The 22,379-nt window shown below is 67.1% G+C and carries 18 protein-coding genes; 12 read left to right on the top strand and 6 right to left on the bottom strand.

What is annotated here, in order from left to right:
• The first annotated feature begins 92 nt into the window (after nucleotides 1–92).
• From LRC39_RS16530 to LRC39_RS16515, 4 genes are all read left to right on the top strand, one after another.
• On the top strand, nucleotides 93–1,424 hold the full coding sequence (locus LRC39_RS16530) for a replication-associated recombination protein A (RefSeq protein WP_107345065.1): 1,332 nt from the start codon (nucleotides 93–95) through the stop codon (nucleotides 1,422–1,424).
• A gap of 299 nt (nucleotides 1,425–1,723) precedes the next feature.
• Nucleotides 1,724–3,694: a putative bifunctional diguanylate cyclase/phosphodiesterase gene (locus LRC39_RS16525; protein WP_346294987.1), complete on the top strand. Its 1,971-nt coding sequence runs from the start codon at nucleotides 1,724–1,726 to the stop codon at nucleotides 3,692–3,694.
• A 69-nt stretch (nucleotides 3,695–3,763) separates the two neighbouring features.
• Complete coding sequence (locus LRC39_RS16520) at nucleotides 3,764–4,183, top strand: secondary thiamine-phosphate synthase enzyme YjbQ (RefSeq protein WP_264052655.1); 420 nt, start codon at nucleotides 3,764–3,766, stop codon at nucleotides 4,181–4,183.
• 105 nt (nucleotides 4,184–4,288) lie between these two features.
• Nucleotides 4,289–5,497, top strand: a complete 1,209-nt coding sequence (locus LRC39_RS16515; RefSeq protein ID WP_346294986.1) for an ABC transporter substrate-binding protein — start codon at nucleotides 4,289–4,291, stop codon at nucleotides 5,495–5,497.
• Nucleotides 5,498–5,637: 140 nt separating this feature from the next.
• On the opposite strand, the gene LRC39_RS16510 is transcribed toward LRC39_RS16515, so the two are convergent.
• The 5 genes from LRC39_RS16510 to LRC39_RS16490 form a co-directional block, all read right to left on the bottom strand.
• A complete protein-coding gene (locus tag LRC39_RS16510) occupies nucleotides 5,638–7,698 on the bottom strand; it encodes a hybrid sensor histidine kinase/response regulator (protein ID WP_264052654.1) in 2,061 nt (686 codons plus the stop codon).
• A gap of 204 nt (nucleotides 7,699–7,902) precedes the next feature.
• Entirely contained in the window at nucleotides 7,903–8,580 is a 678-nt protein-coding gene (locus LRC39_RS16505) for a nitroreductase (protein ID WP_346294985.1), read from the bottom strand.
• A 144-nt stretch (nucleotides 8,581–8,724) separates the two neighbouring features.
• On the bottom strand, nucleotides 8,725–9,492 hold the full coding sequence (locus tag LRC39_RS16500; protein ID WP_107345061.1) for a hypothetical protein: 768 nt from the start codon (nucleotides 9,490–9,492) through the stop codon (nucleotides 8,725–8,727).
• Between the two features lie 215 nt (nucleotides 9,493–9,707).
• A complete protein-coding gene (locus LRC39_RS16495) occupies nucleotides 9,708–10,154 on the bottom strand; it encodes a hypothetical protein (protein ID WP_346297522.1) in 447 nt (148 codons plus the stop codon).
• Nucleotides 10,155–10,182: 28 nt separating this feature from the next.
• A complete protein-coding gene (locus LRC39_RS16490) occupies nucleotides 10,183–13,587 on the bottom strand; it encodes a CHAT domain-containing tetratricopeptide repeat protein (protein ID WP_430624901.1) in 3,405 nt (1,134 codons plus the stop codon).
• A 184-nt stretch (nucleotides 13,588–13,771) separates the two neighbouring features.
• On the opposite strand from LRC39_RS16490, the gene LRC39_RS16485 reads away from it, so the two are divergent.
• The 7 genes from LRC39_RS16485 (at nucleotide 13,772) to LRC39_RS16455 (ending at nucleotide 20,106) form a co-directional block, all read left to right on the top strand.
• Nucleotides 13,772–14,680: a dienelactone hydrolase family protein gene (locus tag LRC39_RS16485; protein ID WP_042441173.1), complete on the top strand. Its 909-nt coding sequence runs from the start codon at nucleotides 13,772–13,774 to the stop codon at nucleotides 14,678–14,680.
• A 72-nt stretch (nucleotides 14,681–14,752) separates the two neighbouring features.
• Nucleotides 14,753–15,031 carry a hypothetical protein gene (locus LRC39_RS16480; protein WP_042441171.1) on the top strand — a complete coding sequence of 93 codons (279 nt, stop codon included), beginning with the start codon at nucleotides 14,753–14,755 and terminating at the stop codon, nucleotides 15,029–15,031.
• Nucleotides 15,032–15,235: 204 nt separating this feature from the next.
• Nucleotides 15,236–16,603, top strand: a complete 1,368-nt coding sequence (locus LRC39_RS16475) for an RluA family pseudouridine synthase (RefSeq protein ID WP_346294983.1) — start codon at nucleotides 15,236–15,238, stop codon at nucleotides 16,601–16,603.
• 196 nt (nucleotides 16,604–16,799) lie between these two features.
• Nucleotides 16,800–17,162, top strand: a complete 363-nt coding sequence (locus LRC39_RS16470) for a hypothetical protein (protein ID WP_107345054.1) — start codon at nucleotides 16,800–16,802, stop codon at nucleotides 17,160–17,162.
• 17 nt (nucleotides 17,163–17,179) lie between these two features.
• The gene (locus LRC39_RS16465; RefSeq protein WP_346294982.1) at nucleotides 17,180–17,965 is read left to right on the top strand and encodes an ATP12 family chaperone protein; all 786 of its coding nucleotides are present in this window, start codon (nucleotides 17,180–17,182) and stop codon (nucleotides 17,963–17,965) included.
• A 69-nt stretch (nucleotides 17,966–18,034) separates the two neighbouring features.
• On the top strand, nucleotides 18,035–19,834 hold the full coding sequence (locus tag LRC39_RS16460) for a flagellar hook-length control protein FliK (RefSeq protein ID WP_346294981.1): 1,800 nt from the start codon (nucleotides 18,035–18,037) through the stop codon (nucleotides 19,832–19,834).
• The gene (locus LRC39_RS16455) at nucleotides 19,831–20,106 is read left to right on the top strand and encodes an EscU/YscU/HrcU family type III secretion system export apparatus switch protein (RefSeq protein ID WP_107356109.1); all 276 of its coding nucleotides are present in this window, start codon (nucleotides 19,831–19,833) and stop codon (nucleotides 20,104–20,106) included. The genes LRC39_RS16460 and LRC39_RS16455 overlap by 4 nt, the downstream gene beginning before the upstream one ends.
• Nucleotides 20,107–20,109: 3 nt before the next feature.
• On the opposite strand, the gene LRC39_RS16450 is transcribed toward LRC39_RS16455, so the two are convergent.
• Nucleotides 20,110–20,526: a DUF4260 domain-containing protein gene (locus LRC39_RS16450; protein ID WP_107356108.1), complete on the bottom strand. Its 417-nt coding sequence runs from the start codon at nucleotides 20,524–20,526 to the stop codon at nucleotides 20,110–20,112.
• Nucleotides 20,527–20,803: 277 nt separating this feature from the next.
• Here LRC39_RS16450 and LRC39_RS16445 point away from each other — a divergent pair, with 277 nt between their 5' ends.
• Nucleotides 20,804–22,336, top strand: coding sequence for an acyl-CoA carboxylase subunit beta (locus tag LRC39_RS16445; RefSeq protein WP_107345049.1), 1,533 nt, complete (start codon nucleotides 20,804–20,806; stop codon nucleotides 22,334–22,336).
• Nucleotides 22,337–22,379 lie beyond the last annotated feature (43 nt).

Below are 22,379 nucleotides of genomic sequence, written 5' to 3'. Positions count from 1 at the left end.
CGAGTAGTAACAGCCGAGCCGCTCGGCCCCGGGGATACGCCCCCTCATCCCGACCTTCTCCCCGCGCGCGGGGAGAAGGAGCAGAGGGCCGCATGAGCCCGAAACGCCCGCAGCAATCCGAGAACCTGTTCGCCGCCGCCGGGCTGGAACGGGAGGCACCGCGTCCGTTGCCGGATCGGTTGCGGCCGCGCTCGCTTGCCGACGTGGTCGGCCAGGATCACATCCTCGGCCCGGACGGCGCGCTGACCCGGATGCTGCAGACCCGCACGCTCGGCTCGCTGGTGTTTTGGGGCCCGCCCGGCACCGGCAAGACCACCGTGGCGCGGCTGCTCGCCGATGCCACCGAGCTGCAGTTCGAACAGATCTCGGCAGTGTTCTCCGGCGTCGCCGATCTGAAGAAGGTGTTCGACGCCGCGCGCGCTCGCCGCGAGATGGGCAAAGGCACGCTGCTGTTCGTCGACGAGGTGCACCGCTTCAACAAGGCGCAGCAGGACTCGTTTCTGCCGGTGATGGAAGACGGCACCGTGGTGATGGTCGGCGCCACCACTGAGAACCCGTCGTTCGAACTCAACGCGGCGCTTCTATCCCGCGCGCGTGTGCTGATCTTCAAGCCGCTCGATGCGGCCGCGATCGAGCAACTCTTCGCCAAGGCCGAAGCCGCCGAAGGCCGCAAGCTGCCGCTCGACGACGAGGCGCGGGCGGTGCTGGCGCGGATGGCCGACGGCGATGGCCGCGCCTCGCTGACGCTGGCCGAAGAGGTCTGGCGCTCGGCCCGCGAGGGCGAAGTGTTCAATGCCGCGCAGCTTCAGGAGATCCTGCAGCGCCGCGCGCCGATCTACGACAAGAGCGCCGACGGCCACTACAATCTGATCTCGGCGCTGCACAAGTCGGTGCGCGGTTCCGACCCGGATGCGGCGCTGTACTATCTGTGCCGGATGCTCGACGCCGGCGAGGACCCGCTGTTCCTGGCGCGGCGGGTGGTGCGGATGGCGGTCGAAGACGTCGGGATGGCCGATCCGCAGGCGCTGGTGATCGCCAACGCCGCCAAGGACGCTTACGATTTCCTCGGCAGCCCGGAGGGGGAGTTGGCGATCGCGCAGGCGGTGATCTACGTCGCCACCGCGCCGAAATCCAATGCGGCCTACACCGCCTACAAGTCGGCGATGCGGCTCGCCAAGCAGGCCGGCTCGTTGCTGCCGCCCAAGCACATCCTTAATGCCCCGACCGGACTGATGAAGAACGAAGGCTACGGCTCGGGCTATCAGTACGACCACGACACCCCGGAGGGTTTCTCCGGCCAGGACTACTTCCCGGAAACGCTCGGCCGCCAGACCTTCTACGATCCGCCCGACCGCGGCTTCGAGCGCGAGATCCGCAAGCGGCTGGACTATTGGGCCAAGCTGCGCGCCGCCAAGGGTAGTTAGTCCGCAATTTGTTCGCAGTTGCGGCGAGTTCCAGGTACCTAAGCCATTATTGAAATCTGCGTGTTAGTTGCATTCAAGCGTCGAGAGGCCGGGTGCTGGCCGCTCAGCGCACGCGAAGGCCAAATGCTGTCTGCCGCGGACGCTTTGGCTGGCTGATCTTTCCAAACCGGAAACCAATCGGTTTGGATTGTCATGGCGCAGTCATTTTACCGCTGCGTGCAAAGCCAATGTTAAAAAGCCGCTGGTTGATTAGCTGACGTGAAGATCAGCCGCATTTCCCATCACCGATCGTTTGCCGCATGACCCGCGCCGACAGCAGCTTCAAGGCGATCGCTCTCGCCAAGGCCCAGGCCCGCACGGCGCTGCGCAATGTCCGGCTCACCTTGATCTCCAACATCGCGATCGCGCTGTCGCTGGCGGCGCTGCTGTATCGCGAGAACGGCGAGGCGCCGATCCTGTGGTGGCTCGGTGTCGCGATCGCGTTGGCGCTGTTCCGCGCCTGGTGGGTGTCGCGATTGGCAACGAGCGGGGCGGTCGAGACTGCGCCGTATCAGGTGCTGCGCCATTTGACGCTGCTGGCGTTGGCCAGTGGTCTGTTGTGGGGCTTCGTGCCGGCCGCCGTCGGCGTGTTCTCGGCCCAGCAGGGCCTCGACTACGTCACCTTCATCATGATCGGCGCCACCACCGGCGCGATCATTCAGGGCGCCGCCTATTCGCCCGTCGCGCTCGCCTTTGCGACGCCGGTGATGGCGGCGACGTTGTTCCGGATGATGATGTCCGGTAACAGCTCCGACTACATCATCCTGTTCGACGGCGTGTTCCTCACCTTCATGCTGTTCCGTGCCGCGATCGGCGGCGAGCGTGAGTTCACCGCCAGCCAGATGACCGCGCTGGAGGCGACCGACCTCGCCAATTCACTGGCGAGCGCCAACAACGAAGTGCTGAACTCGAACCGCGCGCTGGAGCAGATCGCGCGCGCCGATCCGCTCACCGGGCTGGCCAACCGCAGTCACTTCCGCGACGCCGCGGCGGCCGCGTGCCGCTCGGGGCAGGGCGTCGCCTTCGTGCTGTTCGACGTCGACAACTTCAAGACCATCAACGACACCCGCGGCCACGACGCCGGCGACCGCGTGATCGCCGCGGTCGCCGAACTGCTGCGCTCATCCTGCGGGCCGCATGATCTGCCGGTGCGGCTCGGCGGCGACGAGTTCATCGTGGTGCTGCAGGGCGACGACGTCGCCGCGCGGGCGCTGGCGCTGGCGCGGCGGCTGAGCGGCGCGCTGACGCGGCCGCTGCGGGTCGCGGGCCAGCCGCTGGCGATCAGTTGCTCGATCGGCATCGCGGCGCATCCGGGCGGCCCGATCGATGTCGAGGACGTGTTCTCCCGCGCCGACGCCGCGCTGTATCGCGCCAAGGACGATGGCCGCGCCTGCATCCGGCTGTTCGACGCGCGGATGCAGGAGGAATTTCTGCTGCAGCGCTGCATCGACGGCGATCTGCCGGGGGCGCTGGCGCGCGGCGAGCTGCATCTCGAATTCCAGCCGCAGGTGGTGCTCGCCACCGGGCAGGTGGTTGGGTTCGAGGCGCTGCTGCGCTGGCGCCATCCGACCGCCGGGCTGATCCCGCCGCCGGACATCATTCACGCCGCGATCCGCCTGCAGCTTTCGGCGCGGCTGCTGTCGTTCATCGGCGATGCGGCGTGCGACTTCCTGCGTGCGCTCGACGCCAGCGGCGCGCCGCCGGTCAATGTCGCGGTCAACGTCTCGCCGCGCGAGCTGACGTTGCATTCGCCGGCCAAGATCCTGATGGACCTGACGCAGCGCCACGGCATCGATCCGCACCGGATCGAGATCGAGATCACCGAAGAAGCGCTGTTCGATCCCAAGCAATGCGCCCGCGAATTGCAGCGCATCGAGCATTACGGCTTTGGGCTGGCGATCGACGATTTCGGCGTCGGTCATTCGTCGATCTCGAATCTGATGAGCGTGGCGCTCGACACCATCAAGATCGACCGCTCGTTCGTGCATGGCGTCAGCGCCAACCGCCAGAACCAGCAACTGATCGCCGCCATCACCGCGGTGGCGCGGCCGCTCGGCCACCGCATCATCGCCGAGGGCGTCGAAAGCCAGGGTGAAGCCGAGACGCTGCGGATGCTCGGCTGCTCTTACGGCCAGGGTTGGCTGTACGGCCGTCCGATGCGCGCCGCCGACGCGGTGGCGTGGCTCGCCGGGCTCGACGAGGAGCGGCGCAGCGAGCGGCAGCTCGCTTAGGCTTGATGCCGCGCCGCGGCCGCCGCATGGTTCGCCGCAACCGATCACACGCAGAAGGAGAACCGTGCGATGAAGTCGTATCGCAAGGAGCTGTGGTTTCAGACCCCGGGGCGGCGGGCGTTCATCAACATCACCGGCGAGGTCGAGCAGGCGCTGCACGACAGCGGCGTGCGCGAGGGGCTGGTGCTGGTCAACGCCATGCACATCACCGCCTCGGTGTTCATCAACGACGACGAGAGCGGGCTGCACGCCGATTATGAGAAATGGCTCGAGCAGCTCGCGCCGCACGAGCCGGTGTCGTCCTATCGCCACAACCGGACCGGCGAAGACAACGCCGACGCGCATATGAAGCGCCAGGTGATGGGCCGCGAAGTGGTGGTGGCGATCACCGAGGGCCGGCTCGATTTCGGCCCCTGGGAGCAGATCTTCTACGGCGAATTCGACGGTGGCCGGCGCAAGCGGGTGCTGATCAAGATCATCGGCGAGTAAGATGATACAGCGGCTGCGCGCAAGACCCGGTTAGTTCCGGTTTCCCATCCTCCCTGAAAAACAAAAGCGATCACCGCATCGCAACAAACAACAGGGAGAGAACGGATGAGGAGTCTTCGGCTCTGGCTCGGCGCTGCCGTCGCGGCGGCGCTCGCCACCACGGCGCAGGCACAGCAGAACGCGCCCGGCGTCACCGCCACCGAGATCAAGATCGGCAACACCATGCCGTATAGCGGCCCGGCCTCGGCGCTGAGCTCGACCGGCAAGGCGATCGCCGCCTATCTCGATCAGGTCAACGAGCAGGGCGGCGTGAACGGCCGCAAGATCACGATGATCTCGCTCGACGACGGCTTCTCGCCGCCGAAGACCATGGAGGCGACGCGCCGGCTGGTCGAAGGCGACGGCGTCGCGTTCATCGCCGCCACCATGGGCACCGCGCCGAGCTCGGTGATCGCCAAATATCTCAACACCAATAAGGTGCCGCAGATCTTCCTGATCAGCTCGGCGTCGAAGTGGAACGATCCCGCCAATATGCCGTGGTCGATGGCGCTGCCATGGGCGCCGAACTACATGAGCGAGGCCAAGATCGAAGTCGCCTATGCGCGCGCCAAGAACCCGAACGCGCGGTTCGCGGTGCTGTATCAGAACGACGACGCCGGCAAAGACTTCATGCGCGGCGTCAAGGATGCCCTCGGCCCCGACGCCGACAAGGCGATCGCGCTGGCGTCAAGCTTCGAGGTCTCCGATCCCACCGTCGACTCCCAGGTGCTGACGCTCGCCAACACCAAGGCGGACGTGTTCATGATCTACAGCGTCACGCCGCGCGCCTGCGCCCAGGCGCTGCGCAAGGCGCACGAGATCGGCTGGCGGCCGATCCGCTTCCTCGCCAGCGGTTGCGCCAACAAGGCGACCGTGATGGACCCGGCCGGCGTCGACGCCGGCAAGGGCGTGTTGTCGCTCGGCTCGCTGAAGCCCTATGTGGCCGAGCCGAAGGACGACAAGGCGATGAGCGCCTATATCGCGTTCATGAAGGCGCGGCTGCCGGGCCTCGACCCGAACAATATCGGCACGGTGTACGGCTACACGGTGGGCGAGGCGCTGGTGGCGCTGCTGAAGCAGTGCGGCAACGATCTGTCCCGCGACAACATCATGCGACAGGCGGCGAACATGAAGAACGTGCCGCTGTCGCTGCTGCTGCCCGGCATCACCCTGAACACGTCGCCGACCGATTTCCGCCCGATCAAGGACGGCTACCTGCTCGAATTCAACGGCAACGACTGGGTGGTGGTCAGCGAAATGCTGCGCGGCACTTGAGGCCCGCGCTGTAGCCGGCTGTAGCTGTAGCTGTAGCCCGCATGAGCGCAGCGATATGCGGGGATCGGACTTCCCACGGGTTCGGTCCCCGGATTTCGCGCTGCTGCATCCGGGCTACTCGGCGTGTTTGTACGACCTTGCTACTTCCCGATCAGTTCGCGGATCCGCGCCGCCAGCGTGTCGACCGCAAACGGCTTGGTCAGCACTGCCATGCCGGGTTCGAGCTGGCCGTTGTTGAGCAGCGCGTTCTCGGCGAAGCCGGTAATGAACAGCACGTTGAGGCCGGGGCGGATCTGGCGGGCGGCGTCGGCGAGCTGGCGACCGTTCATGCCGCCGGGCAGGCCGACGTCGGTGACGAGCAGGTCGATCCGCGCGTCGGATTGCAGCAGCTTCAGGCCGCCGACGCTGTCGGAAGCTTCCAGCGCGGTGTAGCCGAGGTCTTCGAGCACGTCGGCGACCAGCATCCGCACCGTGGGTTCGTCGTCGACCACCATCACGGTCTCGCCGGTTTGGGCGAACGGGATCTCGGTGGAGTCGGGGAAGCGCTCGTCCTCGGCGGCCTCGCCGCGGTGCCGCGGCAGATAGATGCACACCATCGTGCCCTGGCCGACCTCGGAATAGATCCGCACCTGGCCGCCGGACTGCTGCGCGAAGCCGTAGATCATCGACAGCCCGAGCCCGGTGCCCTGGCCGATCGGCTTGGTGGTGAAGAACGGATCGAACGCCTTGGCGATCACGTCCGGCGTCATGCCGGTGCCGGTGTCGGAGACGCACAGCGAGACGTATTGCCCGGGCGGGATGTCGTACAGCCGCGACTGCGCCCGGTCGATCCAGCGGTTGCCGGTCTCGATCGTGATCTTGCCGCCGCTGGGCATCGCGTCGCGGGCGTTGATACACAGATTGAGCAGCGCGCTTTCGAGTTGCGGCACGTCGACCAGCACGCTCCACAGCCCGGCGGCGCCGACATGCTGCACGTCGATGCCGGGACCGACGGTGCGCTGGATCAGGTCGATCATGCCGCTGACCAGCCGGTTGACGTTGGCGGCGGTCGGCGTCAGCGTCTGGCGGCGCGCGAAGGCGAGCAGGCGGTGGGTCAGCGATGCGGCGCGCTTCACCGCGCCCTGCGCCGCCACCACGTATTTGTCGATCTCGCCGATTCGGCCCTGGCGGATACGCGAACTCATCAGTTCGAGGCTGCCGGAGATGCCGGCGAGCAGATTGTTGAAGTCGTGCGCCAGTCCGCCGGTGAGCTGGCCGACGGCTTCCATCTTCTGCGACTGGCGCAGCTGTTCGGCGGAGCGCAATAGCTCGGCGCGGGCTTCGGCGACGCGTTGCTCCAGCGTCTCGTTCAGCGCGCGCAGCTCGGCGATGGCGCGGTCGCGCTCGGCGGCCAGCGCGCGGCGGTCGTCGACGTCGATCAGCACGCCGGGAAAGCTCAGCGGCGTGCCGTCGGGGCCGTGCTCGACGCGGCCGTTGGCCTCGAGCCAGTAGTACTTGCCGTCGGCGCGGCGCACCCGGTACTGATGCGCGTAAGGCCCGCCGCGCTTGACCGCTTCCTCGATCGCCGCCGCCAGCCCGGCCTGATCGTCGGGATGCACGGTGGCGACCACCTGCGCCAGGCTGAGGCCGTCGCGGCCGAGCGCCGGATCGAGCCCGAACGCGCGCGCGAACGCTTCGTCGACGGTGAAGCGGTCGGTCGGCAGGTCCCACAGCCAGGTGCCGATGATCGCGCCGGCGGCCAGCGCCAGCTGCACACGCTGCACGTTGTCGCGCGCCAGTTGCTCGCTGTCGCGCAGTGCCGCTTCTGCGCGCTTGCGCGCAGTGATGTCGCGGAACAGCACCGCGACCTGGCGCAGCTCCGGCGGCTCGATCCGCGTCGCCGACACTTCGATGATGCGATTCACCGCGATGAACTCGCGCTCGAAATGGATCGGCCGGCCGGTCACCAGCACGCTGCGATACAGTTCCGCCCAACCGTCGGCTTCATCCGGCACAAGATCGCGCAAGGTGCGGCCGATGATGTTGGGAATCCCGGTCTGCTTCTCGTAGCCCGCGTTGGCTTCGATATGGCGATAGTCGCTGAGCGGGCCGTGCGGGCCGTCGAAGAACTCGATGATGCAGAAGCCGTCGTCGATCGCTTCGAACAGCGCACGATAGCGCGCCTCGCTCTGACTGACCGCGGGACTGGAAGGGGACTGCATCGGGATCGACAACCGGCGAGCGTGACACGAACTGCACGAAACAGGACGGGAAGGGCGGCCGCGTTGTTGCGGCCGGCCCGTGCGGTGACCGCTCGGGCGCGGCTGCTTGCATTACTCTCCGAATTGCGAGGGTTTGTCAAAGCTGCTTGACACGCGCGGCACCCCGCGGCGCCGGGCCGCGGAGCGTTGTCGCGTTAGATCTTGTCAGCTTTCGAAGCCGACGAACCGCACGGCGTCGCGCACCGGCTTGCGCTCCGACACCACGGCATTGGCGGGGAACTCGTCGTCCGGCCAGCCGAGCGCTATCGCCTTCATGATCACCTGATCGTCGGCGATGCCGGCATGCTCGCGCACCACCGGCGATTGCATGATGCCCTGGCTGTTGATCACCGCACCTAAGCCGCGCGACCATGCGGCGTTGACCAGCGCGTTGGTCACCGCGCCGCAATCGAACGCGGTGTCGTCGCTGTCGCTGAGCACGCGGTCGTAGGTGATGATGATGCACACTGGCGCGTCGAACTGGCGGAAGCCGCGCAGCACCCAGTCCTGCCGCTTGGCCTGATCGTCGCGCGCGATCCCCATCGCCGAGAACAGCTGCTTGGCGACGGTGACCTGCCGCTCGCGATGAGGGCCGGCGAACGGCTGCCCGATCCGGAATTCGCGGCTGTGCGGCACGCCGGCGAGATTGCGCTCGGTGTTGCCGGCCCGGATGCGGTCGAGCGGCTCACCGGTGAGCACGGTGAAATTCCACGGCTGGCTGTTCATCGAGGAGGGCGCCCGCATCGCCAGTTCGAGGATTTCCTCGATCAATTCCCGCGGCACGGGATCAGGCTTGTAGCCGCGGATCGAGCGGCGGCCGCGGACCACGTCGTCGTATTGCATGCGTCTGGTTTCCCCCAAAGCTTCTGATTGGTGGCGATCTTCTGTGGTTTGCGAGGCTCGCGCAAGACGATGCTTCGAATTGCCAATGCGAATGCAGCTCGTCGCGCGAGCTTCGCCTCGGCCCATTCCGAAGACCAAGCGATGCTATCCGCCAATGACGCCCTTCAGGCCGGTGTAGAGCGATCCGACGCCGGTGGCTACCACACCAGCGAGGGGGCCGGCGGTCTGCAGCAGATCCTGAATCATCCGCGCCCTGCGGCGCAGCTGATCTTCGCCAACGTGTGGGCCGAGGAGCCGTGCCACGCGGAACGCAGCGGCGTTAGGTTTGCCAGTCTGCGCCAGAGTCGTCGGCAGCACGCGGAACACCGTGAGGCCGAGAATGTGTCCTGATAAGAAGGCGAGCAAGATGCTGGCGCCGTATTCGATCACTTCGCGCCACTCCACCCACACCGTCGGTAGGATCGGCACGTTGTCGTGCAGTCCGGTCACCATCAGCATCGATAGCACGCTGACCAGTGAGGTACAGAAGCCGAGCAGCGCCGCGCCAAGCAGTCCGACCTTATGGATCGGATAGGTGGCAAGTCCGAACAGCAAGGGGATCGCCACCGAGGCGATACGCAGCCACACCGGAGACACGTCGAGGACGATGGTCACCATCCAATGCGCGCCGACCAACAGCAGGACCGGCAGCAGCATGTAGATGAACGTGTGGAGGCCGTAGTAGCGCAGCGGATGTGCCAATCGTTCCAGCGTTACGCGGGCGCGATCGAGCTGGCGCTGCAGATCGTCAAGTTCTGAGACCAGCTCCTCGATCTCCAGCAATGTCGGTCGGACGTAGCGGAGGTCGCGCGAACAGTTCTTGCAGGCAATCGCCTCGTCCTTGATGGTCTCTACGCAGAACGGGCATTCCATCAGACGTCTCGTCGGGGCTTTGAAGGACGCAGGGCGTCGATCTGCGCGCAGACGCTACGCAGCTCCCCGCGTAGCGCGTCTCGCTTGCTCGCGAGCTGATCACGCTCCGTAATCAGAGAGGCGGGGATCGCGATGTCGCGCGAACACACGCTGCACACCAGCGCATCCGGCGGGTTCTGGCTCTGGCAGTAGAAGCAAGTGATCATTGCTGGCGATCAGGGTGAGACCTTGAGCACAAAGCTGGTCGTACCTGGGCGCCCGTCGGAATCCTTTAGGTCGACTCGCAGCATGTGTTCGCCCTGCGGTAGCTCGGCATCCGGTATGTCGATGCCGTTGGCCTGGATGAACGGCTTTAACCGCGGCGTCAGATCGACGTTCGGTGTACGCAGATAAGTCACCTTCACCGAATCCGGATCGATCTTGGTCCCGCCGAAGGACTCGAATTTCAAATGGAGCCTCGTCGGCGAGTGCACGGTATCGCCATCCGCGACGAACTGGATCTTGGGTCCGCGCAGGATGCCGCGGCGGTCGGCCGCGACTGCGCCCTTGGGAGGCGGCAGCTTGGCTTCGTCCTCGGTGATCAGGACCTGACCGGCCATCCCCGGGCCGGCCATCGGAGCAAGAACGATGCAGGCGACGAGGCCGCGTAGCAATGTCTTCAAGGCAGTATCTCCCGTCGAAAACCGATCGTCAACGAACACCGCCGTCTCCGATGATGGTGTATGGCGCCCAGAACAGCGGATGGGCGTAGGTGAAATCGGTTTTGCCGTCGCTGCCGACATGGCCGGGGCCGTCGACCAGCGCCATCATCGCCTGCCGCAGGGCTTCGCTGCGCGCCAGCTTGGCGTCACCAGTCTGGCGCTTGAACAAATCGGAGACGAGTTCACGCGCCGACTGCGAGTGTACTGACCAGTTGGTAACGAGCAGGGCTCGCGTGCCGGCGTAGAAGAACGCTCGGCCGAGACCTGAGGCGGCCTCGGCACCGGCGCCGGCGGCCGCGCCGGTGTTGCAGGCCGACAGAATCACCCAGTCCGCATCTAGCTTGAGGCCGAGGATTTCCTCCATGGTCAGCAGGCCGTCGCCGCTGTCGCCAGTGACGGAAGGCGACGACAGCGCCAGCGCCGGCTGCTGCAGCCCGTTGAGCTCGCCCGGGACGAGGCCGTGGGTAGCGAAGGCCAGGACCTTGAAGCCAGACAGGTTCATCGACTTCACGGTCTTCTCTGAGGCGTCCTTGCCGAGGAATAGGACTTTGGACGGATCGGCCTGCAGTGCCAGCGCGATCGATTTGAGCTCGTCGGACGTATCGGGGAGCCGCGGCAGCAGGCCGATTTCGGCGCTGTCGACACCGTCGAGCTTTGGGCTGTTGCGCCGCCTCAGCGGGCCCCCGCGCGTCAGCGTTTCGGGCGCCGTGTTGCCGCCGACATCAGCAACCTTGACCGTGGCGGCTTCCGCCGCCTGTTCCGTGTTGAAGTAGGGATCGCCAAAAGCCACTAGGTCGCCGCGATCCGGTTTGCTGGCCGGCAATTGCCGCAGCGTTCGCAGCGCCGCGGCAGACGGCACAGTGGTCACCGCATGGCCACGCGCCAGCCATGGTACGTCGCGGTAGGAGGCGAACAGAGGATCGGCATCGGGAGCGGCTTCCGCCGGTGCGACCGGCAGCAGTGACAGGGGCAACAGGCCCAGCGCGCCATTAGTGACCACGATCAGCTTCTTCGCTGGCTTCCAGCCGCTTTCGACCGGCTGCAGGAGGAGCGCGTAGAGTTCGTAGCCGAGCTTGAGGTCGAACTCGGGGATATCCGAGATCATCGCCGCCTGGGGCTCGAGTGCCTCGCGCAGCTTGCGTACCTTGCTCTCGATGTCGCCACTGCTCGCCTTGATCGCCGCGAACGCCACCGGTCCGGATTTCGGTACGGCCCAGACAAAGCAGCCGCTCTGGCCGAAATAGAACGACAGCATCGCCTCGTCATCGGACAGTGTCGCGCGGATCTCCGCCACCGTGGGCGGCTTCGGTGACACCAAGTCGGCATAGGCCGGGAATTTCTGATTGATGTCCTGGCGCGCCTTGTTGCGCTCCGTGCGGAGTGCGTTAATCGATGCGTTGATCGCCTGCACGCTCTTGTCGTCGCGTTCGGAAGAGGGCAGCGACAGCACGTTGTTCAATGTGCCGAGCTGGGCGTTGACCTGCTTGGAAAGGTCCTGCTCCTTTCGCACTAGTGCGGCCAGCGCCGGGTCCTTTGCCGCCGCGCGCGCGCTGGAAGCGGCCAGCGCTTGCTGCACCGAGCGGCCGCGCACCGCATCGGCTAGGCCGAACGTTTCTTCGCCGACCTCACTACGCGACGATGCATTGCGCGCTAGCATCAGGAAATAGGATTCAACCACACCCTGCAGCCGCTGGCTTCGCGCTGCGACGCCGGTGGTGTCGTCGTCGTCCGCGGCCTCGCGCGCCGCCGCCATCATCACCGGGATTGCGGCCTGGAACTCGCGCGTCGCCTCGGCATCGCGACCAGCGCGCATCAGGCCCACTGCCAGCGTGCCGCGCGCCGACGCCGTGTCGAAGTGTGTCTCTCCGACGCGGGCAATTTGCCGTTGCACCAGCTGTTCGGCAGCGGCAATGCCCTTGTCGGTCTGGCCTGATGCATAGAGCGAGATGATGCGCGCCGGATTGAGCTCGAAGGAGCGGCGCCGCTGCGGGTCCCAATTAGCGATAGCCTTGTCAATCTGCGCAAACACTGCATTCGCCTCGCGGCCCTTGCGCTGCAGGTTCAGCACGCCACCGAGCTGCGTCAGTAGCTGCACGTTGGTGACGGCGTCGTCGGCGACGCCGACGGTGGCATTGATCTCGAGGCAGGCGCGGGCCAGCTTCTCGGCTTCGGCGTAGCGGCCCTGTTCGATCAGGATGTCGGTCAGCGCCATGATGTAGCGCGGCGTGGACGGGTTGTACTTGCCAGTGTCCTTCAAGCGCGACAGCAGCGCGCGGCGGGCATCGGTCTCGGCCTCGGCGAGCCGGCCCTGCCGCGCCTTGGTCCGCGCCTGACTAATGATGGTGAGATCGACCGCCTGCAGTAATTGCGATTCAGATGGCGGGTTTTCCGAGCCGAGGAGCGGCTTGATAGCGGCCCTCCGTCGTTGCTCGCCGAGCCGATAGGCGGACTCTGCCTCGCGGACCTGGCCGCGAGCCTCGAACAGCAGGGCGCGGCCGGTCTCGATTTCGGCTTCCCAGCTCTGGCCAAACACGGCGTAGGACTTGCGCCACCCGGGCAGGAAGCTGGTGCGCGCTTCCTTGATCAGCGCATCGTTGCGGCGGAGATAAGCCTCCGCCTGCGGGATGTCGCCCATCTGGATCAGGAATTGCGCGATGCTGCGGTTGGCCCCGAATTGATACCCTTTGGAGCCAGCCTGAGTGCCGATCTCCTTGTTCTGACGTAGATAGAGGTCGAGTGCCTTCTTCGGATCGCCGGCGCCGGCGTATTGGAGGGCGGCGAGCTGGATCAAGCGACCCATGAGGTTAGGGCTCACCGCGCCGCGGCCGACCTCTATCGCCTTGCCGGCGTCGGCCAGCGTGTCGGCCAGACGGCCAAGCTGGGCGCGGGCATTCGCGCGGTCGAAATAGAACTGGGCCAACTCCGCCTTCGATTCCTTCCCTGTCGGAATCGCGTCGGCGGCAGCCTTGACCTCGGCGATTTTGGCTTCGTTCGGCTTCTCGCTATCGAGAATGGCTGTGATGTCTGCGATGGTGCGGGGCGGCGCGACGAAGCCTGCACTGGCGGCGGCACCGGTTGGCAGTTTGGGGGCAGCTTCGGTCGGGATAGCTACCGCCACATTAGCCCGCCCGTTGGCGGATTGCATCGCTGCCATCACGCAGGCGCGTACCCGCGGCGTCGCCCGAGCGCGGCAGGCTTCGAGACCACCGCCGCTGCGCATGCACTCCATCACAATCGGACGGCCGACCGACATGCGGCATTGTTCCACAGCAGCGTCCTTGGTCAGGGCGAGTGCCGGCGAGCTTGCGATACTAATTAAGCCGGCCGCGAGGAGACGGCGGCGGAGCCTTGAGCCAACATGGCACTTGCGGAGGAGGAGGGCCTGCTGTTGCATGGCGCTGCTTTCGACAAATGCATTCTCTAAAATACCAGTATTCTAGCGACACCCTGCTTTCGATCACAAGCGAAATAGCGACCCGGTAGTTCCGAAAATCCGGAACAATCTTGGTGATCGTCGGGTGCCTTGTGCACGACGAACCTGGTTCGGAGTGGGGAACCGGGCCGCTGGAGGACAGGAAATGCTCCTGCCGATGCTGTTAGGTGCCGCCTGGATCATCCTCGCGCTGGCGCAGCCGGCGGCAGCGGGAGAGGACGCCGATACGCTCGTGCTGCCGCACGACATCGTGCAGCGAGCGGCATCCTTCGCCGATGACCTGGTACTGCCTGATCACGCCGAGCCGATCGATGCGCTCACCGCGCCGCGAATGGCGCTGCTGAAGCCGTCCGGCGACGGGCCATTTCCCGCGCTAATGCTGCTGCATCAATGCGCTGGACTAAATAGTGCGGTTGCGGCTTGGGCGCGGCGGGCGGTGGCACGAAACTACGCGGTTCTATTGCTCGATGCGTTCAGCGCGCGCGGCGTCACCAGCGTGTGCTATGGCCCGAAGGCCGGGGTCAATCTCGTGCGCGGCGCCAAGGACGCGTTGCAGGCGGCGCAGCATCTGCGCCGAAAGCCCTTTGTTGATCCCAAACGAGTTGCGCTGGTCGGGTTTTCCTGGGGCGGCATGGTTGGCCTGTTGGCCGCGCGCCGGCACTATATAGACGCCTTCGGCACTGGACCGGGCTTTGCGGCGGTCGCTAGCTTCTATCCTGGCTGCTTCCGCATCAAGCCGCCCGGCGGCCGCGACTACGATCTGGTCGGCCCCGACATTGCCCAGCCGCTGCTGCTGCTGATGGGCGACGCCGATACCGAGACGCCCGCCGCCGAATGTGTCGACAAGCTGACGCCGCTCAAGGCCGCCGGCGCCCCGGTGGAGTGGCACGTCTATCCCAGCACGACGCATTGCTGGGACTGCCAGCAGCTCGACGGGCGGAGCAAGACCGATGTCCGCGGCAACCACGTTGCCTACCGCTATCAGCCGGACGTGGTCGCGGATTCGGAGCGGCGGCTGTTCGCGTTTCTGGAGCGAAGGTGGGCGCGAAAGTAAGCGGGCGTCGCCGTACGATTGCAGCCTTTGCCGGTGCGTGCAAGATTGCCAGCCGTGAGGACAGGGGGGCAGGTGCTGAAGACCATCGCGACGCTGGCCGTCGGCCTGCCGCTGGTTGCGCTGACGACGGCGCTGGCCGCATCCCGCCTGTATCAAGGCCTGGCGATCGGACTGATCTCTACCCGCATCAGCGGCCTCGACACCGGCTACGCCCGGCTGATCAGCTTCGACAGCGATCCAATCCAGTTCACGCTCGCCCTCATCGCCGCCGCCCTCGTGGTGGCCTTCGGGCTGTTTGTATTCGCCATGGCGGTGGCGAAGGGGTGGCGGTGGTTCAGTCGCCGTCAATAGCCCTCGGTAGCCCGCATGAGCGCAGCGACATGCGGCGCGGGCTACGCTTCCTGATGCCTAGCCTGAGATAAGTTAGCCGAAGCGTGGTCTTTGACATGCTGTCGGTCGGAAGAAGTGGCGATCGGGCTCGCGGCGCAGCAAATCCACCGTGACCGGCGGCCGCTTTTGCGCTAGGCACGGCACGAATTTCCCCCGGAGCATCCCATGAGCCGCCGCGTCAAGAAACCTCTCGCCAAGCGTGGCCCCGAAGGCACGCGCGGCAAGCCGGCTCGCGCCGGGCTGGGCGCCAAGACCGGGAAGCCGGGTGCCGGCAAGGCGATCGCGGGCAAGCCTGGCGCCGGCAAGCCCGGTGGCGCCAAGCCGTCGCGCGATGCCAAGCCGTTGCGCGCCGGCGCGCCGTCGAAGAGCTCGCGCGGCGAGGGAGCGGGGCGGCCGCCGCGGTCCGGCGACAAGCCGGTGCGGTTCGGGGCGGGGCCGGCGCGATCGTCGCGGCCGGTGGGTGAGGGCAGGCCGCGCCCGGCGCAGCCGGCACCGGTCGAGACCCGCGAGCGGTCCGAGGCCAAGCCCGACGCGCCGCTGCCGACGAAGGTCGAGACCGTCACCGTCACGGCGGACGAAAACGGCATGCGGGTCGATCGCTTCCTCGAAGCGCGGTTTCCCGGCCTGTCGTTCAGCCACATCCAGCGCATCGTCCGGAAAGGCGAGCTGCGGGTGAACGGCAAGCGCGCCGATTCGAAGGACCGGCTCGAAGAAGGCCAGAGCGTGCGGATTCCGCCGCTCAAGCTCGATACGCCGAAGCTGCCCGGTCATCTGTCCGAAGCCGAGCAGAAAACCCTTCAGACGCTGAAGGCGATGACGCTGTTCGAAGACGCCGACGTGCTGGTGCTGAACAAGCCGGCCGGGCTCGCGGTGCAGGGCGGCTCGGGCACCACGCGGCACATCGACCAGATGCTGGAAGTGCTGCGCGACGCTAAGGGCCAGAAGCCGCGCCTGGTGCACCGGATCGACAAGGAGACCGCCGGCTGTCTCTTGGTCGCCAAGACCCGGTTCGCCGCCACCGCGCTGACCGGCTCGTTCCGCCACCGCTCGGCGCGCAAGATCTATTGGGCGCTGGTCGCCGGCGTGCCGAAGCCGAAGCAGGGGCGGATCTCGACCTATCTGGCCAAGGACGAGAGCGAAGAGGATTCGATCATGCGCGTCGCCAAGCACGGCGACGACGGCGCCAGCCATGCGGTGACGTACTACGCGGTGGTCGAGACCTCGGGGCAGAAGCTGGCCTGGGTGTCGCTGAAGCCGGTGACCGGCCGCACTCATCAGCTCCGCGCCCATATGGCGCATATCGGCCACGCCATCGTCGGCGATCCGAAGTACTTCAACATCGAGAACTGGCAGCTCCCCGGCGGCCTGCAGAACCGGCTGCATCTCTTGGCGCGACGCATCGTGATCCCGCATCCGCGCGGCGGCGTGATCGACGTCTCGGCGCCGCTGCCGCCGCACATGCTGCAGAGCTGGAACCTGCTCGGCCTCGAGCACGACCGGTTCGATCCGATCGAACATGCGCCGGAAGAATGACGCCCCGGCGCCGCTTGCGGCGGGGCGCGGCGATGCCGACATGGCTAAGATGACAACGCTTCCTCTCCACTCACTCTCCCGTCATGGTCGGGCTCGTCCCGCCTGCGGGGCCGAAGCCGCTTCGGCGTGGCGAGGGCCCGGCCATCCACGCCTTGCGACGGCGGCCAAGACGTGGATGCCCGCGACAAGCGCGGGCATGACGAAGGTGAACTATCTGGCCGGTTGCGCACTCGCTGGTCTGATCACCTTGTTTGTCCTCGCCGGCCCGGCCGCCGCGCAGATCATCATTCCGGGCACCGCGCCGTCGAGCATCACGCCGCCGCCGCCACCTCCGTCTGCGCCGCCGCCGGTGATCACCGTGCCGGTGGTGCCGAAGCTCGCCGATCCGCCGCCGCTGACGCACGAGCGGATCCAGCCGGCGCCGGATCTGCCGAAGGCGCAGCTTCGGCGTGGCCGCTCGTTCGGCGACCGGATTCAGGACTGCCTGAACGACTCCACCGCGGCCCAGCTCAACTCGGCCGACCGCGCCGCGTATTCGCGCGCCTGTGCTCAACAGTAGTAGTTCGAGAAACCAAGATGCGTGATCTGTTCGACGAGGTGGCCGGCAAGTCGCCGCTCGATCCCAACGAAGCGGTGCGGCGCACCAGCCGGGCGCAACTGCCGAAGCGGTTCTACACCGAGGCCGGCATTGCCGAGGAGAACGGCGGCTTCGCGGTGCGGCTCGACGGCCGCTCGGTGAAGACACCGTCGCGCAACGCGCTGGCCGCGCCGGATCGGACGCTGGCCGAAGCGATCGCCGCCGAATGGCAGGCGCAGGGCGAGACCATCGATCCGTCGACGATGCCGCTGACCCGGCTCGCCAACAGCGTGATCGACGGCGTTAGCGGGCGCGTGGAAGCGGTGACCGATGACATCGCCAAGTACTTCGGCTCGGACCTGTTGTTCTATCGCGCCGAGCACCCGGAAGAACTGATCGCGCGCGAGGGCGCGCATTGGGATCCGGTGCTGTTTTGGGCCAAGGACGCGCTCGGGGCGCATTTCATCCTGGCGCAGGGCATCGTCCATGTCGGCCAGCCGGAGACCGCGCTCGCCGCGGCGCGCGCGGCGCTGCCGGCCGATCCCTGGCTGCTCGGCGCGCTGCATGTCGTCACCACCATCACCGGCTCGGCGCTGCTGGCGCTGGCGCTGGCGCATGGCCGGCTCGAGGCCGATCAGGTGTGGGCCGCGGCGCATGTCGACGAGGATTGGAACATCGAGCAGTGGGGCCTTGATGAGGAGGCCGCCGCGCGCCGCGCCGCCAAGCAGGCGGAGTTCGCAGCCGCAGCCCAGGTGATCGCGGCGCTGGGTTCCCGGAGAAGTTAACGACGGGTTTACGTCCCTCGCTTAGTCTGGGCGGATCGCACTCAGCGCAGCCGCCCGCAAAGGACAGCGATGGCGATTTCGGTCAATCCGAACCTTTCCCTCGTTGCGCTGCAAGGCGTGACCGCAGACGTTCTGCTGCAGCCCGGGGCGGTGCTGCAGGCCAAGGTGCTGTCGGTCGGCGATAACAACCAGGTTCGAATCGCGATCGGCGGCCAGACCGTCGAAGCCACCACGCAGGTGCCGCTGCAGGCCGGGCAGACGCTGCAGGTTTCGGTGTCGCAGACCGATGCCGGGGTGCGGCTCGCGATCGTCAATCAGCCCGTCACCACCACCACCGCGCAAGCGGCGCTGGCTGCCTCCGGCGCCGCGATCGACAGCGTCACGCTCGGGCCGCAGGCGATCGTGCTGACCTCGGCGCAGGCGGCGCCGAGCATCGTGCCGACCACGACCCAGGCGCTGACGCCGCAGCAGGCGGCCGCGGTGGCGACCGCAGCCGAAGCCGCGGTGACGCAGCAGACCGGGCTGTCGGCGCTGTTCGCCAATCTCGGCGCGGTGGCGAATTCGGCCGGGCTGCCGGCGGCGGTGCGCGACGCCGCGGCGCAGGTGTTGGCGCAGCAGTTGCCGACAGCGAGCCTGACCGGCGCCGACATCCAGAAAGCGTTTCAGAATTCCGGGATCTTCCTCGAAGCCGCGCTGGCGAGCGGGACCGCCAGCACCGGTGCCGGTACCGACCTGAAGGCGGCGCTGCTGGTGCTGCGCCAGGTGCTCACCACCGCGCTCGGCGCGGCGACCGCGCAGGCCGGCGGTACCACGACGACGCCGGTGCTGCAGAACGGGCAGGGCACCTCGCTGCTGGCGCTCACCGCCAAGCTCGAGGCCGAGGCCAATCTGCTCGGCGCCACCACTTCGACCGCCGCCGCGACGACCGCGAATGGCACCACCACCGCGCTGCCGCTGACCGCGTCGCCGACGCTGGCGGCGTCGGCGACCGCTGCGGGCGCGGCCGCAACCGCCCGCGCATCCACCTCCGAGCAGTCGCTGGTGCAGAACGTGATCGCCCAGCTCACCGGCACCGCGACCTCGGCGACCGCTTCGACGGCGCAGGCCCAGACCGCGGCGACCAGCACCGCCGCGACGCTGAGCGCGTTGCAGCAGGCGCTGCAGGCCGATCCGCAGACCGCGGCGGCGCTGGCCAAGGCCGGGCTCAGCAATCCGGTGCTGCTGTCGCTGCTGCCGGCGCTGACCGGTAACCGGATCGGCAAGGACGACAGCGGCATCGCCCGCACCAACACGCCGCCGCCGCCGTTTCCCGGCGCGCTGCCGGCCGCCCAGCCGGTGATGCCGGCCAATCTGACGCCGCATGCGCCGGTCGATGCCAATTTGCGCCGGATTCTGACCGAGACCGAAGGCGCGCTGGCGCGGCAGACGCTGCTGCAGGTCGCCTCGCTGCCGGATCGCACCGATGCGGCGCCGGTCCGGGTCGATTCCGCCCAGCCGCGCTGGGCGTTCGAGATTCCGCTTGCCACCCCGCAGGGAACCGCCGTGGCGCAGTTCGAGATTTCGCGCGACCGCGACGAAGCCGCGCAGGCCGCTGGCTCGTCCGGGACGGTGTGGCAGGCGCGGTTTTCGCTCGACGTCGAGCCGGCCGGGCCGGTGCATGCGCTGATCTCGCTCCGCGGCGAGAAGACCTCGGTGCGGCTGTGGGCCGAGCGCCCCGCCACCACCGCCCAATTGCGCGCCGGCGCCGCCGACCTCGGCCGCGCGCTCGCCCGCGTCGATCTGGCGCCCGGCGACATCGTGGTGCGCGACGGCGCGCCGCCCGCGCCACGCCCGGCCGCAGCCGGCCATTTCCTGGACCGCGCGCTGTGACCACAACAGACACCAAGAACCCGCTCGCGATCGCCCTCCACTACGACTACGCCGGGGCTCCGCGCGTGGTCGCCAAGGGCAAGGGCGTGCTCGGCGCCAAGATCATCGAAGTGGCCAAACAGCACGACATTCCCATCGAGGAGAACGAAGTGCTCGCCGGCGCGCTGTCGCACGTCGAGCTCGGCGACGAAATCCCCGAGGAGCTTTACAAGGCGGTGGCCGAAGTTCTGGCCTTCGTGCTGCGGCTGTCGGGGCGCGGCCCGGTGCGCTGAGCCTCAGCGCGGCTGCGCCGGCGCCTTGCCGATCGGGCCGAGATGGGTGAAGCGGAAACCGGTCTTGTATTTCAGGCCGTAGCCGAGCGCCCGGTCGAAGCCGATATGGGCCAGCCAGATCATCGCCACCGTGCCGGCATAGGGCACCACCAGCACGATCCCGGCGATCGCCAGCAGCAGTGGCCCGATGGTCGAATGCAGCACGTTGTAGACCACCGCGCCGACTTTGGGCCCGGCCAGATAGCCGAGGAAGCCGAGGTCGGGCGCGAAGAACAGCAGCGCATACAGCTCCCAGGGTGCGTCCGAGATCACATAGAACAGCGTGCAGCCGGCAAACACCGCCAGCCCCTCGGCCCGCAGCACGGTCAGGATGCCGCCGCTGGCCACGGACGGATCGGCGGAGGGCAGGGCGGCGGTCATCGGTCGGCTCCAGCTGGCGGCCCCGCGATATACAGGGCGGACAGGCGAAGCCGCCATCGCGGTTTCGCATCCGGCCGATGCAGATTTGGGGGCGGTGTCGGGGTGCCGTCCTCCGGTGCCCGCCGAACCGGCTCAGGACACGCCAAAAGGGCTAGGCCGGTTCGGTCCAAGGCGGTTTCCTCCTGCGAGGCGCCCTGCTAGAAGGCCTTGATTGTTGCGGTGAAAAGGGCAAAACCTCCGCACGCCCAACCAAGAAAAGAAAACCGGCTTATTGATCATGAAGCACATCCTGGAAGCATTGGACGAACGGCGCACGGCAGCCAAGCTTGGCGGCGGCGAAAAGCGCATCAATGCGCAGCACGCCCGCGGCCGGCTCACCGCACGCGAACGGATCGACCTGCTGCTCGACAAGCATTCGTTCGAGGAGATGGACATGTTCGTCCAGCACCGCTCGACCGAATTCGGGATGGCGAAGACCAAGATCCCCGGCGACGGTGTCGTCACCGGCTGGGGCACGGTCAACGGCCGCAAGGTGTTCGTGTTCGCCAAGGACTTCACCGTGTTCGGCGGCTCGCTGTCCGAGACCCACGCGGCGAAGATCACGAAGATCCAGGACATGGCGCTGAAGGCGCGGGCTCCGATCATCGGCCTGTACGACGCCGGCGGCGCCCGCATCCAGGAGGGCGTCGCGGCGCTCGCCGGTTACTCCTACGTGTTCCGCCGCGTGGTGCAGGCCTCCGGCGTGATCCCGCAGATCAGCGTCATCATGGGCCCGTGCGCCGGCGGCGACGTCTATGCGCCGGCAATGACCGACTTCATCTTCATGGTGAAGAACACCAGCTACATGTTCGTCACCGGCCCGGACGTCGTGAAGACGGTGACCAACGAAGTCGTCACTCCGGAAGAACTCGGCGGCGCCTCGGTGCACGCCACCAAGTCGTCGATTGCCGACGGCGCGTTCGAGAACGACGTCGAGACCCTGCTGCAGATGCGCCGGCTGCTCGACTTCCTGCCGGCGAACTCCTCCGAAGGCGTGCCGGAATGGCCGAGCTTCGACGATATCGAGCGTGAGGATTTCTCGCTCGATACGCTGATCCCCGACAATCCGAACAAGCCATACGACATGAAGGAACTGATCCTCAAAGTCGTGGACGAGGGCGACTTCTTCGAGCTGCAGGACACCTTCGCCAAGAACATCATCACCGGCTTCGGCCGCATCGCCGGCCGCACGGTGGGCTTCGTCGCCAATCAGCCGATGGTGCTGGCCGGCGTGCTCGACAGCGATGCCTCGCGCAAAGCGGCGCGGTTCGTGCGGTTCTGCGACAGCTTCAACATTCCGATCGTCACCTTCGTCGACGTGCCGGGCTTCCTGCCGGGCACCGCGCAGGAATATGGCGGCCTGATCAAGCACGGCGCCAAGCTGCTGTTCGCGTTCTCGCAGTGCACCGTGCCGCTGGTCACCGTGATCACCCGCAAGGCTTATGGTGGCGCGTTCGACGTCATGGCGTCGAAGGAAATCGGCGCCGACATCAACTACGCCTGGCCGTCGGCGCAGATCGCCGTGATGGGCGCCAAGGGCGCGGTCGAGATCATCTTCCGTCAGGACATGGACGATCCGGAGAAGATCGCGGCGCGGACCAAGGAATACGAGGACCGCTTCCTGTCGCCGTTCATCGCCGCCGAGCGCGGCTATATCGACGACGTCATCCTGCCGCACGCCACCCGCCGCCGCATCGCCCGCGCGCTGGCGATGCTGCGCGACAAGAAGATGGAAATCCCGCAGAAGAAGCACGATAACATGCCGCTGTAACGGCATCGGCTCGTTCGAGTTTGCAAAAGGGCGGTGATCGCGA

The organism is Rhodopseudomonas sp. P1 (genome assembly GCF_039642825.1).
Lineage (GTDB): Bacteria > Pseudomonadota > Alphaproteobacteria > Rhizobiales > Xanthobacteraceae > Rhodopseudomonas > Rhodopseudomonas palustris_H.
This window is presented reverse-complemented; position numbering and strand designations above follow the sequence as displayed.